This is a genomic window from Streptomyces sp. NPDC051740 (genome assembly GCF_044453165.1).
Taxonomy (GTDB): domain Bacteria; phylum Actinomycetota; class Actinomycetes; order Streptomycetales; family Streptomycetaceae; genus Streptomyces; species Streptomyces atrovirens.
In genome coordinates, this window is sequence record NZ_JBITCL010000005.1 from 336,621 (window position 1) to 350,709 (window position 14,089).

Consider the following 14,089-nt stretch of genomic DNA (forward strand, 5'->3'; position numbering starts at 1 on the left):
CTCAGTGTCCGGTCTTCGGGGTGTAGGTGGCGGGCTTCACCGGGATCTCGACCGTGACGGGGTCCGACTCGGCGAAGCGCAGCTCGACGGAGACCTTCTGGCCCTGCTTCGGCTTCCGTTTCAGCTGCTCGAACATCAGATGGCTGCCGCCGCTCTCCAGCACCAGGCTGCCGTGGGCCGGGATGTCGAGGGCCTCGGCCTCCTGCATGGCCCCGTCGACGGTCTCGTGCACGGTGACCTGGTCGGCGATGTCGCTGCTGACCGAGGTCAGCCGGTCCGCGGAGGCGCCGTCGTTGGTGATGGTGAGGAAGCCGGCGGCCATGTCGGAGACCGGCTGCGGCATGTACGCGGAGCCGACGGACAGCTCCGCCGCACCGCCGTCCGAGCCGCCGCAGCCGGCCAGGGCCAGCGCCCCGGCGACGACCAGGGCCGCGGCTGCCGGGCGCCTCACGGGTTCTCGCCCTTGATGATCTTGGGGAGGTCCTTGGTGTAGTCCTCGACGGTGGCGTCCTCGCCGTAGAGGACGTACCCGCCGTCGGTCTTCGGCGAGAAGGCGATGACCTGGGTGCCGTGGTCGGAGACGGTCTTGCCGTTGTCGTCCTTGCGCGGCGGGTCGATCGAGATGCCGAGGGTGCGGGCACCGGCCTGGATGGTGTCGAAGTCGCCGGTCAGGCCGACGACCTGGGAGTCGATGCCCTTGAGCCACTCGCCCAGCGCGGCGGAGGTGTCACGCTCCGGGTCGGTGGTGACGAACACGATCCGCAGCTCGTCCTGCTGCTCCTGGGACAGCTGCTTCTTGGCCACGGCGAGGTTGTTCATCGTCAGCGGGCAGACGTCGGGGCAGTGCGTGTAGCCGAAGTAGATCAGCGTGGGCCGGCCCGCGGTCTGCTCGCGGAGGTCGTACTCCTCGCCGTCGGTGTCGGTGAGGACGAGGTCCGGCTTCTCGAACGGCTTGTCGAGGACGGTGGCCGCCTTCTGGGCGCCGGCCTCCTCGGACACCACGGCGACGGGGTCGCCGCTGCCGCCGGACCCGCTCCCGCAGGCGGAGAGGGTGAGGGAGGCGACGGCGAGCAGGGCCGCGGCCGCGAAGGTCTTCTTGCGCATGAATGGTCCTGAGAGGTGAGTGCTCCGGCGCGCACCGGGAGACCACGGGGCCGTGGGCGGCCCGGTGCGCGCCGTTGAAGAAGAGAAAGGTGGTCAGGCGGTGGTGCGCCGACGACCGGCGAGGACGCCGTAGGCGACGCCCGCGGCGCCGACCACGATGCCGACGACGCCCAGGACGCGGGCGGTGGTGTCCGTGCCGCCGGAGTCGCCCTCGTCGTCGGAGGCGGAGGTCCGGGCGGAGGCGTTCTCGGCCGCCGCGGCGTCGTCGGAGGCCTTGTCGTCGTCCGCGGCACCGTGGGAGTGGCCGTCCTCGGAGGCCTCGGACAGGGTGAGCACAGGGGCCGGGTACTCGGGCTCCTCCTGGCCCTCCTGCGGCACCTCGATCCAGCGGACGACCTCCTTGTTGGAGTACGTCTGCAGGGCCTTGAAGACGAGTTCGTCGGCGTCCTCGGGCAGCGTGCCGACGGACACCGGGAACTTCTGGAAGAAGCCGGGCTCGATGCCGTCGCCCTCGGCGGTCCAGGTGACCTTGGAGACGGCCTCGTCGATCTTCTTGCCGTGCATCTCCAGCGGCTTGTCCAGCTTGGACGTGGTGACCTTGACGTCCCAGCCCTCGACCGGCTGCGGCATCACGGACGCCAGCGGGTGGTCCGTGGGGAAGGTGACCTCGAGCTTGGTGGTCGAGGCGTTGTCCCGCTCGTTGGGGACCTTGAAGTCGACGACCGCGTAGCCGCCCTTCGCGGCCTCGCCCTCCGGCTGCACGCTGACGTGCGCGAAGGAGGGGGTGGACACGGCGAGGACGGCGACACCGGCGACGGCGCCGGCGGCGGCGATACGGGAAGCCTTCATGGCAGAAGCACTCCGCTTCGGTTGAGGTTTCACTGACGGTGAGGGATGTGCCGCGCGTACGGCCGGAGGGGCCCTTCGGGCAGGACGGCCGGGCGCACACGGAAGCGGCCGCACGCGCGCGTGCCGCACGCCGGCGCCCCTCTCCTCGGCTCCTCGGCCGAAAACCCGGAGTGGTGGTCGCCTCGCGTCAGGCGGCGAGAGCGAGTGCGGTGCCGGCGGCCGGCGGGCCCCGGCGGATCACCGTGTGGTGCAGTCCGGCGGAACGGGGCGGAAGAGGGGCGAGCAGCGCGGTGCGCGCCATGCACGGGGTCCCTTCCGGTGCTCCCGGGAGCCCGGCGCGCAGGGCACGCACCAGGGCGAGCGCCGCGCGGAGCGACCGTACGAGGGCGCCTTCGGCGACACCGTGCGCCGACAGTTCGGCCAGCCGCAGCAGGGCCAGGTCACCGCGGCGCAGCAGCCATCCCGCGGCCAGCGCCGCGAGGACGTGGCCGAGCAGCATCGGCAGCGACGGCAGCAGGGACGCCGGGGCGTCCGCGGCGGTCTCCGCGTGGGTGGCGGCCCCGACGTGGTGGACCCGCGCGTCGATGAGGACGCGCTCGGCCTGCGCGGGGCTGAGTTCCGCCGCGGTGGTCCCGCACAGCAGCCGCGCGGCCCGCTCGACCAGTGCGGCGTCGGAGAGCGCGGACGACGAACCCGTGGCGGGCGTGCCGTGCTGCCCCAGGCCGAACAGTGTGTGCAGGGCCGTCTGGCCGCAGGCCAGCAGCACCGCGATACCCGGCAGCGACCGCGCGCGTCCGGAGAGCGGCGCGGCGACCGCGAGGGCCCCGAGGAAGCCCGCGCCCAGTGTCCACAGCGGTACGGCGGTGCAGGAGGCGAGCGTGTGCCCTGCCCCGGCCAGCACGACGCAGACCGCGGCGAACACCGCGGCCCGCAGGATCCGGAGGCCTCGTCCGGAGCGTGTCGTACACGGGTGGGGGGCAGACATGGCGCGCTCATCATCGCACCGGCCCACCGGCCGTCGTACGGCAGGTCCGCAAGATGAGGTACGACCGGAAGATCACATCTGCTACGACATGCCCCACATACACCGATCGTATCCACGGCACACCCGCCATATGGGCGGTGTCACGTCAACTCCACGCTTACAGATGAGAACTCAGGGCAATACGTAACGGTATGTCGAGCCGCAGCCAGGAGGCTGGAGCATGAGCATCTGGTGGTCACTCCATCTGCGGCGCGACGCCGCCAGCGTGCCGCTCGCCCGGCGCCTGCTGCTCGGCACCATGGAGACCGCGGGCGTCGACCCCGACATCTCCTACGACCTCTCCGTCGCCCTCAGCGAGGCCTGCGCGAACGCGGTCGAGCACGGCGGGGACACCGCGCGGGGCGGCACCTCGGAGGCGTTCCGGGTGACCGCCTATCTCGACGGCGAGAAGTGCCGCATCGAGGTCGCCGACGCGGGCCCCGGTTTCCCCGGCGCGACCGGGAGCCGCCCCCGCCCGCCGGCCCGTCCCGCGCCGTCCGACGCGGAGCACGGACGGGGCCTGTGTCTCATCCGGGAGCTCGCCGACCACGTCCACATCGGCAACAAGCCGGGCCGCGGCGGCGCGGTGGTGAGCTTCGACAAGATCCTCAAGTGGCGCGAGGACGCCCCGCTCGTCGCGGTGTAGCGAGTCGCGGTGTAGCGAGTCGCGGTGCGGCGACGGGAACGGCCGGGCACGCGCGTGTGCCCGGCCGTCGCGCGGTACGTCAGCCCTTCAGGGCCGCCATCCACGCCTCGACCTCGTCCGACCGCCGGGGCAGCCCGTCGGACAGATTCCGGTTGCCGTCCGCCGTGACGAGGATGTCGTCCTCGATGCGGACACCGATGCCGCGGTACTCCTCGGGCACGGTCAGGTCGTCGGCCTGGAAGTACAGACCCGGCTCGACGGTGAGCACCATGCCGGGCTCCAGCGTGCCGTCGACGTACGTCTCGGTCCGCGCGGCGGCGCAGTCGTGGACGTCCATGCCGAGCATGTGACCGGTGCCGTGCAGCGTCCAGCGGCGCTGCAGACCCAGCTCCAGCACCCGCTCCACCGGGCCCTCGACCAGGCCCCACTCGACGAGCCGCTCGGCCAGCACGCGCTGGGCGGCGTCGTGGAAGTCGCGGTACTTGGCGCCCGGCTTCACCGCCGCGATACCGGCCTCCTGGGCGTCGTACACGGCGTCGTAGATCTTCTTCTGCAGCTCGCTGTACGTGCCGTTGACCGGCAGCGTGCGCGTGACGTCGGCCGTGTAGTACGTGTGCGTCTCCACACCCGCGTCGAGCAGCAGCAGGTCACCGGAGCGGACCGGGCCGTCGTTGCGCACCCAGTGCAGGGTGCAGGCGTGCGGTCCGGCGGCGCAGATGGAGCCGTAGCCGACGTCGTTGCCCTCCACGCGGGCGCGCAGGAAGAACGTTCCCTCGATGTAGCGCTCACTGGTGGCCTCGGCCTTGTCGAGGACCTTCACGACGTCCTCGAAGCCGCGCACGGTGGAGTCGACGGCCTTCTGCAGCTCGCCGATCTCGAAGTCGTCCTTGACCAGCCGCGCCTCGGAGAGGAAGACGCGCAGCTCCTCGTCGCGCTCGGCGGTGACCTTGTCGGTCAGCGCCGCCTCCACCCCGGCGTCGTACCCGCGCACCACCCGCACCGGGCCGGTGGCCTCGCGCAGCGCGCCGGCCAGCTCGCGGACGTCGGAGGCGGGGATGCCGTACAGCTGCTCGGCCTCGGCGAGGGAGTGCCGGCGGCCGACCCACAGCTCGCCCTGCCCGTCCAGCCAGAACTCGCCGTTCTCACGGTTGGAACGGGGCAGGAGGTAGATCGTCTCCTTGTGGCCGTCGGCCGTGGGCTCCAGGACGAGGACGCCGTCCTCGGTCTGGTTGCCGGTGAGGTACGCGTACTCGACCGACGCGCGGAAGGAGTACTCCGTGTCGTTCGAACGCGTCTTCAGAATGCCCGCGGGGACGACCAGACGCTCACCCGGGAAACGGGCGGAGAGCGCCGCGCGGCGGGCGGCGGTCTCGGCGGCCTGGGGGATCGGCCGCAGATCATGCAGCTCCGTGTCGGCCCAGCCGCTCTTCATGCTCTCGGCCAGCTCGTCGGACACGCCCGGGTACAGGCCGTTCTTGCGCTGCTTGACGGGCTCTTCCTCGGCAGTCTCCGGGGTCTCCGGCAGCTCCTCGGCCACGGTCATCCTCCTTGATACGGCACTGGACCACCCCCCATCGTACGGTCGGGCGGAAACGGCCGAATGGGGCACGGACCGGTGGCGGAGAGGGACGGGACGACTACTCGAACCGCGCCGCCAGCAGCACCACGTCCTCCCTGGAGTCCGCCGTGTCCGCGGCCTCGGGCAGCACCGCGCGCAGGACGTGGTCGGCGACGGCGCCGGGGTCGTGGCGCAGGGCCTTCGGCACCCCCGCCGCCGCGGTGTGCAGCCGCGCGAAGGCGCGGTCGGTCGGGTCGCCGGTGCGGTGCAGCAGCCCGTCGGTGTAGAGCAGCACCGTCTCCCCCGGCTCCGCCTGGACCTCCACGCTCGGCGCCTCCCAGCAGGCGAGCATGCCCAGCGGAGCGGAGACCGACGTCTCGACGAACTCGGTGCGGCGCTCGCCGAGCAGCAACGGCGGACTGTGCCCGGCGCCGGCCAGGGTGATCCGGCGCAGCGCGGGTTCGCAGTAGCCGAACAGGGCGGTGGCCGACCGGGCCGGTTCGGTGAGCCGCAGCAGCAGCTCCAGGTCGGACAGGACGGCGACCGGGTCCTCGCCCTCCATCACGGCGTACGCGCGCAGCGACGCCCGCAGCCGGCCCATCGCCGCGACCGCGCTGGGTCCCGACCCGGTGACGGACCCGACGGCGAGACCGAGGGCGGCGTCCGGGAGCGGCAGCGCGTCGTACCAGTCGCCGCCCCCGCGCGGGGAGGTGCGGTGCCGCGCGGCGAGCTGGACGCCGGCGACCCGGGGGAGACGGGAGGGCAGCAGTTCCTCGGCCATCGTGGTCATGCACGCGCGCGTGCGCTCGAGTTCGAGGAGCCGGGCCAGGTGCTCGGCGGCGTGGCGGACGTACAGGCCCACGAGGTGGCGCTGCCGCTCCGACGGCTCGGCCGGCTCGTCGTAGAGCCACACCGCGGCGCCCAGGCGCCCGGCGGCCCCGGTGACGAGGGGGAGGGTGAAGCTGGCGGCGTAGCCGAGGCGGGCGGCGACCTCGCGGTGCCGGGGGTCGAGTCCCTTCTCGGCGAACAGGTCGGGTTCGGCGATGCCGTCGTCGGCGCCGGGCAGTCCGTCGAGGATCCTGCCGTACGGCAGTGAGCCGCGCGGCACCGTCTCCATGTGTCCGAGATCCGCGCGGGCCAGTCCCAGGCCGATGGTGGTGGCCGGGCCGAGGCCGTCGGCGGGTTCCAGGGCGACGAGCCCGCGCCGCGCGCCCACCAGGGCGGCTCCCGCGCGCAGCAGCTCCCGGAGCGCCTCGTCGAGCGTGCTCGCGCGGGCCAGGCGTTCGGTGAGTTCGTGGAGGGTCGTGAGATCGGAGACCCAGCCGGCGAGCCGGTCCTGGAGCAGCGCGCCCGGCGCGTTCTGGGGGTTTGCCGGGGGAGCCGGGGAGGTACCCGCGGTGACGGACGCGACAGTGTGTGCGGGTGAGGGAACCGTTGAATCGATTCCGGCCACTTTCGGAGGGTGCGGAGCGTTCATGGTGTCCGGCTTTCCGACCGGTACGTACTGCTCAAAAGCATCGCAAACCCCCATGTCATTCTGCGTCGCCGGCAGTGTCTCCACATGTACACGTACTCGTGAGGAGATGTCCAGCATTGTCCTGCTGGGATTCCTGGTGTCCGTGGGACTGGAGAGAACTCCCCGCAGACCCCTTGCCGAAATATGAAGTTGGCTTGAAACTGCCTCAGGGGGAGGCATATTGCGGTCGACTGGCCCTGCTCGACGGAGCGTCACAATGGTCGTGATGGGTACGTACTCGGTGAAGGCCAGGGGCGGTTGGGAACCGCTCGGGAACCTGGCGACGGACCCGGGCGTCTTAACCACTGACGACCGTGCCCCATCCTCCCGTGGCGGAGGCGGAGAGAACCACGCGCGACGGCAAACGCCAGACTTCGCCACCCCCACGCCACGCCCGTACTTCTGATAGACGCGGTACGGGTGGAACGGCCGCGGAGGCAGCCCGTGCTCGGCCCATAGGGGTATCCCCTGCCCGGCGCGGGGGTGTGATGCGCCCATAGGTACGCACAGTGAAGTGATCGACACATGACGTGATCTGGACCACGGTGTTGCCAGGCGTGCAACGGAAAGGAACGAGCGCTCATGCGCGAGATCCTCGGAAGGCGACGCAGGCTCCTGTCCCGGCGCGGCGACGGAGGGCCCGATCTGATCGGCGCGGCCCTGACCTTCGCCACGGACTGGCAGTGGCCCGTACTCCCGGGTGTGGCGGCGGACCCGCAGGGCCGGTCCCGCTGCGCCTGCCCCGACCCCGAGTGCACGGTGCCGGGTGCCCACCCGTTCGACCCCGGCCTCCTCGCCGCCACCACCGACGCGCGCATGGTGCGCTGGTGGTGGGGGAACCGGCCGACGGCGCCGATCGTCCTCGCCACCGGCGGCAAGGCCCCCTGCGCGGTGTCCCTGCCCGCACTGCCGGCCGCCCGCGCCCTCGCCGCGCTCGACCGCCACGGCATGCGGCTCGGCCCGGTCGTCGCCTCGCCGGCCCGCTGGTCGATCCTGGTGAAGCCGTACTCCATGGAGCAGCTGGGCGAGCTGCTGTACGCCAAGGACTTCGTCCCCGGCTCCCTCCGCTTCCACGGTGAGGGCGGCTACCTCGCACTGCCCCCGTCCGGGACCGCGCAGGGCGAGATCCGCTGGGAACGGGCGCCGCTGCCCGGCTCCGCCTCGCCGTGGGTGCCCGATGTCGAGGCGGTGGTGGACGCCGTGGTGGACGCCCTCACTCGTACGGGTGTGAGCGCGCCCGAGCTGTAGCGGGCGCGCACGGCATCCCGGCCGGGGCGCGGTCTCTCCGCCCGGACCGGGGTGTCCGCGCGCCTCACGGGCGCCGTGGCGATCTGCGCGGTTGTGTGCCGCCGTGGTGGGGTGGGGATCACGCCTGCGGGGCCGACCGGTCGCGGTACGGCCCGCCGTGCGTGGGACGTCAAGAGGTCGCTGCCGCCGACGAGGGCCACCCGTCCGGGCCCGGGGACCGCACCGGTTCCGCACGGCCCACCGCGCGCGGCGACGGCGTGATGCCGCCGTGCGGCGTGGTCCCGCGCTCTCCTCCCCTTCCCCGACGGCATGGGGGTGCGGACCTGTGTGCCGGCGCGAGGGCAGGACTTCTGGGCGCGGACCCACCACCGCAACGCCACCGGCGGGCCTGGAACGCCGTACCCGGCCTCATGGGATCCGGCTGGGATCCGGCGACGGGCACACCGCGCAGTGAACGGGCTGCCCCACGCGAGACGCCGGGCCGGCACGGTCAGGGTGGTCGAGGCCGACGCCGTAAGGGGACCGCAGCCGTTGCGCTCCGGAATCAACTCCCCTATGACAACGGGCGGTTGGCGGGCGACCGCTTTCCGTGAGCGGTGGCCGACACGCAGAGACCCGGTTGCTGGCGACGGGGGATGCACCAGCAACCGGGCTACTGGAACGGTAACAAGAGATCGGCGGTTCGCAAATTCGATCTCGGCTTTTCCGGTCACCGACTGGCTTGCCCGCGCCGGGAGTTGCGCAGCGGGCCGATGGTGCGTGACAGGGCGGTTCCGCCGGCCGGGCGGCCGGCGGAACCGGGGGGTGCGGCCGGACTTCAGCTCAGCGTGACCTGGCGGTTCGTCAGACCGCCGCGCGCGCGGCGCTCGTCGGCGGTCAGCGGCGCGTCCGTGGCCAGCGCGGCGGCGAGCCGCTCGGCGAACTCGGCCGCCGGCTTCTCCACGTCCTCGGCGCCGACCCCGCTGGGCAGGTCCCAGACGGGCACGGTGAGCCCGTGAGCGCGGAAGGAGCCCACGAGACGGGTGCCCTCACCGAGGGAGGAGCCGCCCGCCGCGTGCAGCCGCGCGAGAGCGTCCAGAAGCTGCTCCTCGGGATGCGGCATGACCCACCGCAGATGGTTCTTCTCGGGCGTCTCGCACCAGTACGCGGAGTCCACGCCCGACAGCTTGACGGTCGGGATGGCCGCGGCGTTGGCCCGCTCCAGGGAGGCGGTGACCTCCGGCGTGGCGTTCTCCGGGTCCGGGACCCAGAACTCGAACCCGCTGTGCACGACCGGCTCGAAAGCGCTCTCGGGGTCGAGCAGCTCCTGCAGCCGGGGACCGTCGGCGGGGGCGCGCCGGGCCTGCACGGGGGTGCCCGGGTCGGCGGTGAGCGCATGCTGCAGGGTGTCGGCGAGGTCGCGGCTGATGTCGCCGGAGGAGGTGTCGTTCTGCAGGCCGAGCAGGACCGAACCGTCGTCGCGGCGCAGCGCGGGCCAGGCCATCGGCAGCACCGTGGCCAGCGTGACCGACGGGACGCCCTCGGGCAGGCCGCCCTTGAGCGTCAGTTCGACGGTGGCGGCCGGCACCAGCTCACGCAGCGCCACCCAGTCGCACTCGCCCGGCAGGCCCTCGAACGGGCGGTGCACCAGCTCGGTCACCGCGTGCGCGGCGGCACGGCCGTGGCAGGCCTTGTAACGGCGGCCGCTGCCGCACGGGCAGGGCTCGCGGGCGCCGACGACCGGGATCTGCCCGTCCGTGAGCTGCGGGCGCTTGGCCTTCGTCTGGGGTCGCTTCTTGGCCATCGTGGGTGTCTCCCGGTTACGGCTCGTCTCGTACGGGCGCGAGCCTAGCCGTTCACGCCACGGCCGGCGGGAACCTGTGGACGACGTGCCGATCTGTGGACACCGAGGACACCGCGCCGGACCGGCGCCGTCTCCCCGTCCGGGGCCGCCCTCAGTCCAGGTCGTCGAAGACGTCCGCGAAGCCCAGCCCGGGTATGCGGGAGACCGCGGGCGCCGTCACCCGTGCCGCGAAGTCCTCGCGCCGGTGCCCGGCTCCGGCGTCCGGGTCGTACACGTCGTCGTGGACGACGACCCACACCGTGACCTCGCCCGGCACCTCGTCGCGTACGCCCCAGTCGTCGGCCAGCGCGGTGATGATGTTCAGCCCCCGTCCGCCGTGCGCCGTGACCGACGGGGTGGCCGGAGCCGGACGGGTCGGGCCACCGCCGTCCGTGACCTCCACGACGAGCCGTCCGCACGGGTCCACCCGCCAGGCGGCGCGTACGTCCCCGTCCCCGGCCAGGGCGTCACCGAGCGGCCGGCCGTGTTTGCACGCGTTGCTCAGCAGCTCGGAAAGAATCAGTACGGCGTCGTCGATGACCGGGTCCGCCACCCCGCCGTCGCGCAGCTGCGCGCGCATACGGCGCCTCGCCTGTCCCACGCCCGCAGGGCCATGGGGTACGGCCATGCTCGACGACGTGGGCACCTCCTGTGCCACCACCAACGCCACCCCCGAGACCTCCTTCGCCCCACGCCACGGTGTGGATGCCCCATGGGCCCGAACGGGAAACCGGTCGATCCGTGAGCGGTGACGCACTCCAAGCGATCGAATACGCACCGAACGCGCCGGAGCACTCCCCGTAGCCGTGTGGCTGGATTTCGTCGCTGTGGCCGAGATGTGAGGATGCGCCGGGATCGGGCACGGGGTCAAGACTCGTGCGCGCTGCTCCTGGGGCCGGTGGGGCGGGTGGTGCGCCGCGCGGTCAGCGGCCGAGCTGATCGAGCACCGCGCGGGGGCGGTTGGTGATGATGGCGTCCACACCGAGACGCACACAGAGGTCCACGTCCTCCGGCTCGTTCACGGTCCACACGTGCACCTGGTGCCCGGACTGCTTCAGACGCTCGATGTACGCGGGGTGGCTGCGCACGATGCGGATCGAGGGCCCCGCGATCCGTACGCCGGCGGGCAGGCGTCCGTCGCGCAGCCGCGGCGAGACGAACTGCGTCAGATAGACCGTGGGCAGCGTCGGCGAGGCGGCGCGCACGCGGTGCAGCGACCGCGCGGAGAAGCTCATCACGCGCACCGGGGAGTCCTCCGCGGCGGCGGGCGCGTCGAGGCCGAACCGCTTGAGCAGGAGCAGCAGCCGCTCCTCCACCTGTCCCGCCCACCGAGTGGGATGTTTGGTCTCGATCGCCAGCTCGACCCGGCGCCCGGCGTCGGAGACCAGCTCCAGCAGCCGCTCCAGGGTGAGGACGGAGGTGGCCTCCCTGTCCTCCGGGCGGTGCTCCCAGTCGGGCTCCTCGACGCGCGGTCCCCCGAAGGCGTCGCGGCTCTTCCAGGAGCCGAAGTCCAGGGCGGCCAGATCGGAGAGCTCGAGCGCCGACACCGCACCGCGCCCGTTGGACGTACGGTTGACGCGACGGTCGTGAACGCACACGAGATGACCGTCGGCGGTCAGGCGCACATCGCATTCGAGCGCGTCCGCACCGTCCTCGATCGCTTTGTGATACGCGACCAGGGTGTGCTCGGGGGCGTCCTCGGAGGCCCCGCGGTGCGCGACGACTTGGGTCAGGTGCTGCCGTGCGTGGGTCACCGCGTCATGGTGCCACCGTGCACGGGTAGACGGGTGCCCGGAGTGGGGTGAACGGTGTCGCCGTCCGGTCGGAGGCATCGAATGGCGTGCCTTACGTGAGTAATGCCCTATATAAAGAATGGCTCCGGACCCACAGGAACGGCTTATGGTGCCCTGACGGCCCGTGGGAAAAGCTGACGTCATACAAAGAGACATGCACAGCTGCGTCGCGCCGGACTCGTGGACGGGCGTGAACGAGCGTGACCGAGTGTGACCGACAACAACAGCCGTGGATCGAGGAGAGAAGCTGTGAGCACCGAGAACGAGGGCACCGCGGTACCCCCGGCACCGTCCGCACCGCCGCCCGCGCCGGTGGATGCTCCCGCTGCTTCGGCGCCCCAGGGACACCCGGCCCCGGGAGCGGCTCCGGACCCGGCCCCGTCCGCACCGCCGCAGGCACCCGCACAGAACATGGACCAGGGATACGGATCCGGCCCCCAGACCCCGGCGGGCGAGACCGGCTGGGGCCCGCACGGCGCCCACGGAGGCCAGGGTGCCCATGGAGGCCAGGACCCCACCCCTTCCTCCTCCACCCCTGACGCCTCCTGGCCCCCGCCCCCGCCGCCGTCCACCCCGTCGTACGGCGGTGGCGGCGAAGGCGACGGCGGTGCCGGGCACGGTTCGAGCGGCTGGGGCTCCTCCTACCAGCAGCCGGCTCCGAAGAAGGGCGGCGGGCGCGGCCGTCTGCTCGCCGCGGTCCTGGTGGCCGCGCTGGTCGCGGGCGGCGCGGGCGGTGGCCTCGGCTACACGCTGGCCAAGGAGAACGACAGCAACGGCTCGACGACCGTCTCGGCGTCCACCAGCGGCGGCAACGTGAAGCGCGACCCGGGCACGGTCGCCGCCGTGGCCGCCAAGGCGCTGCCGAGCACGGTCACCATCGAGGCCGAGAGCAGCAGCGGAGAAGGCGGCACCGGCACCGGCTTCGTCTTCGACAAAGAGGGCCACATCGTCACCAACAACCACGTCGTGGCCGAGGCCGTCGACGGCGGCAAGGTGACGGCGACCTTCCCCGACGGCAAGAAGTACGACGCCGAGGTGGTCGGTCACGCGCAGGGCTACGACGTCGCGGTCATCAAGCTGAACAACGCCCCCTCGGACCTCAACCCGCTTCCCCTGGGCAACTCCGACGAGGTGGCCGTCGGTGACTCGACGATCGCGATCGGCGCGCCCTTCGGCCTGTCCAACACGGTGACGACGGGCATCATCAGCGCGAAGAACCGCCCGGTCGCCTCCAGCGACGGCAGCGGCAGCCAGGCCTCCTACATGAGCGCCCTGCAGACCGACGCGTCCATCAACCCGGGCAACTCCGGCGGTCCGCTGCTCGACGCGCAGGGCAACGTGATCGGCATCAACTCCGCGATCCAGTCCACCAGCAACGGCGGCTTCGGCACGGGGCAGGCCGGCTCGATCGGCCTGGGCTTCGCCATCCCGATCAACCAGGCCAAGTACGTCGCCCAGGAACTGATCAAGACGGGCAAGCCGGTGTACGCCAAGATCGGCGCGTCGGTCTCCCTGGAGGACGCGACGGGCGGCGCGAAGATCACCGAGCAGGGCGCGGGCGGCTCCGAGCCCGTCGACCCCGGCGGCCCCGCCGACAAGGCCGGCCTGCAGCCCGGCGACGTCATCACCAAGCTCGACGACCGGGTCATCGACTCCGGCCCCACCCTGATCGGCGAGATCTGGACCCACAAGCCGGGCGACGGGGTCACGATCACCTACGAGCGCGACGGCAAGGAACACACCACGGAACTCACCCTGGGCTCCCGCACGGGCGACAGCTGACCTCACCCACGGACCCCGAACCCGTTACCCTTGTCCCCGCGCCGCCGATCACCGGCCGGCGCGGGGAGGCGTGCCCGAGCGGCCGAAGGGAACGGTCTTGAAAACCGTCGTGGCAGCGATGTCACCGTGGGTTCAAATCCCACCGCCTCCGCGCGACGAGCAGTGAGAACGGCCCCCGACCAGGTGCACGGTCGGGGGCCGTTGTGTGTCGTGGTGCTCGTGCGCGCTTCAGTGGGTGGGGGCGCCGCTGGATATCGTCAGGTCCGACCTTGCTGCTTCATGGAGGACGTTCAGCGCCTCCACCAAGGGGATCGGGCGAAGTCCGGCCATCCCGTTCGAGGGGACGCGCGCTGTTCCGAGGAGTTCCCAGGTCCGCTGGTTGACGGCGTGTGCGGCGGTGGCGGCCTTGTCGTCGCTCAGCAGGACGAAGGTCTCGAAGAGGATCGTTCTCCTCTTCTCGTTCCCCTCCATCTCGGTCAGCGCGTCGGATGGGTCCTTCCCCTGGTCATGGGCCCGCCCGGCGTCCATGGCGGCCCCCCGGACCTCCTTGATGCACGACACGTACCCGATGGACGTGTCGAGTTTCCGCTCGTCCCACCGGGTGGCCATCAGGTGCCGCAGCTTTGTCCGCTCGGCCATGGCCGTCGCGAAGTGGGATGTCAGGGCGCCGATGAGGACGCCGGCCAAGGTGATGATCCGGGTGGCCACGCCGGACGACGTACCTGCGCGGGAACCTGCCGGCCGGGG

General features: G+C 72.2%; 13 protein-coding genes and 1 tRNA gene. 4 read left to right on the forward strand and 10 right to left on the reverse strand.

The annotated features are described in order from the left end of the window. Nucleotide 1 precedes the first annotated feature (1 nt). The 4 genes from ACIA6T_RS11460 to ACIA6T_RS11475 form a co-directional block, all read right to left on the reverse strand. Nucleotides 2-451, reverse strand: coding sequence for a copper chaperone PCu(A)C (locus ACIA6T_RS11460; protein WP_399446313.1), 450 nt, complete (start codon nt 449-451; stop codon nt 2-4). Continuing rightward, nucleotides 448-1,104, reverse strand: a complete 657-nt coding sequence (locus tag ACIA6T_RS11465; protein ID WP_399446314.1) for an SCO family protein — start codon at nt 1,102-1,104, stop codon at nt 448-450. The genes ACIA6T_RS11460 and ACIA6T_RS11465 overlap by 4 nt, the downstream gene beginning before the upstream one ends. A 93-nt stretch (nt 1,105-1,197) precedes the next feature. Next, on the reverse strand, nt 1,198-1,953 hold the full coding sequence (locus ACIA6T_RS11470; protein WP_399446315.1) for a YcnI family protein: 756 nt from the start codon (nt 1,951-1,953) through the stop codon (nt 1,198-1,200). Nucleotides 1,954-2,140: 187 nt separating this feature from the next. Then, complete coding sequence (locus ACIA6T_RS11475) at nt 2,141-2,938, reverse strand: hypothetical protein (RefSeq protein WP_399446316.1); 798 nt, start codon at nt 2,936-2,938, stop codon at nt 2,141-2,143. A 220-nt stretch (nt 2,939-3,158) separates the two neighbouring features. On the opposite strand from ACIA6T_RS11475, the gene ACIA6T_RS11480 reads away from it, so the two are divergent. Continuing rightward, a complete protein-coding gene (locus ACIA6T_RS11480) occupies nt 3,159-3,623 on the forward strand; it encodes an ATP-binding protein (protein WP_399446317.1) in 465 nt (154 codons plus the stop codon). 79 nt (nt 3,624-3,702) lie between these two features. Here the strand turns inward: ACIA6T_RS11480 and ACIA6T_RS11485 are convergent, their stop codons facing one another. Further along, on the reverse strand, nt 3,703-5,160 hold the full coding sequence (locus tag ACIA6T_RS11485; protein WP_399446318.1) for an aminopeptidase P family protein: 1,458 nt from the start codon (nt 5,158-5,160) through the stop codon (nt 3,703-3,705). 100 nt (nt 5,161-5,260) lie between these two features. Continuing rightward, nucleotides 5,261-6,775: a PP2C family protein-serine/threonine phosphatase gene (locus ACIA6T_RS11490; protein WP_399446319.1), complete on the reverse strand. Its 1,515-nt coding sequence runs from the start codon at nt 6,773-6,775 to the stop codon at nt 5,261-5,263. 504 nt (nt 6,776-7,279) lie between these two features. Between ACIA6T_RS11490 and ACIA6T_RS11495 the strand changes: the two genes are divergently transcribed. After that, complete coding sequence (locus ACIA6T_RS11495; RefSeq protein WP_399446320.1) at nt 7,280-7,945, forward strand: bifunctional DNA primase/polymerase; 666 nt, start codon at nt 7,280-7,282, stop codon at nt 7,943-7,945. Nucleotides 7,946-8,762: 817 nt separating this feature from the next. Here ACIA6T_RS11495 and ACIA6T_RS11500 read toward each other — a convergent pair. The 3 genes from ACIA6T_RS11500 to ACIA6T_RS11510 form a co-directional block, all read right to left on the reverse strand. Continuing rightward, on the reverse strand, nt 8,763-9,728 hold the full coding sequence (locus ACIA6T_RS11500) for a DUF5926 family protein (protein WP_399446321.1): 966 nt from the start codon (nt 9,726-9,728) through the stop codon (nt 8,763-8,765). Nucleotides 9,729-9,879: 151 nt separating this feature from the next. Next, complete coding sequence (locus ACIA6T_RS11505) at nt 9,880-10,524, reverse strand: ATP-binding protein (RefSeq protein ID WP_399446322.1); 645 nt, start codon at nt 10,522-10,524, stop codon at nt 9,880-9,882. 166 nt (nt 10,525-10,690) lie between these two features. Next, entirely contained in the window at nt 10,691-11,521 is an 831-nt protein-coding gene (locus ACIA6T_RS11510; RefSeq protein WP_399446323.1) for a glycerophosphodiester phosphodiesterase, read from the reverse strand. A gap of 288 nt (nt 11,522-11,809) precedes the next feature. Between ACIA6T_RS11510 and ACIA6T_RS11515 the strand changes: the two genes are divergently transcribed. Together ACIA6T_RS11515 and ACIA6T_RS11520 are read left to right on the forward strand one after the other, a co-directional pair. Continuing rightward, complete coding sequence (locus tag ACIA6T_RS11515) at nt 11,810-13,342, forward strand: S1C family serine protease (RefSeq protein WP_399446324.1); 1,533 nt, start codon at nt 11,810-11,812, stop codon at nt 13,340-13,342. A 64-nt stretch (nt 13,343-13,406) separates the two neighbouring features. After that, nucleotides 13,407-13,493 (forward strand) — tRNA-Ser (locus ACIA6T_RS11520). Nucleotides 13,494-13,570: 77 nt separating this feature from the next. Here ACIA6T_RS11520 and ACIA6T_RS11525 read toward each other — a convergent pair. Then, a complete protein-coding gene (locus ACIA6T_RS11525) occupies nt 13,571-14,050 on the reverse strand; it encodes a hypothetical protein (protein ID WP_399446326.1) in 480 nt (159 codons plus the stop codon). Nucleotides 14,051-14,089 lie beyond the last annotated feature (39 nt).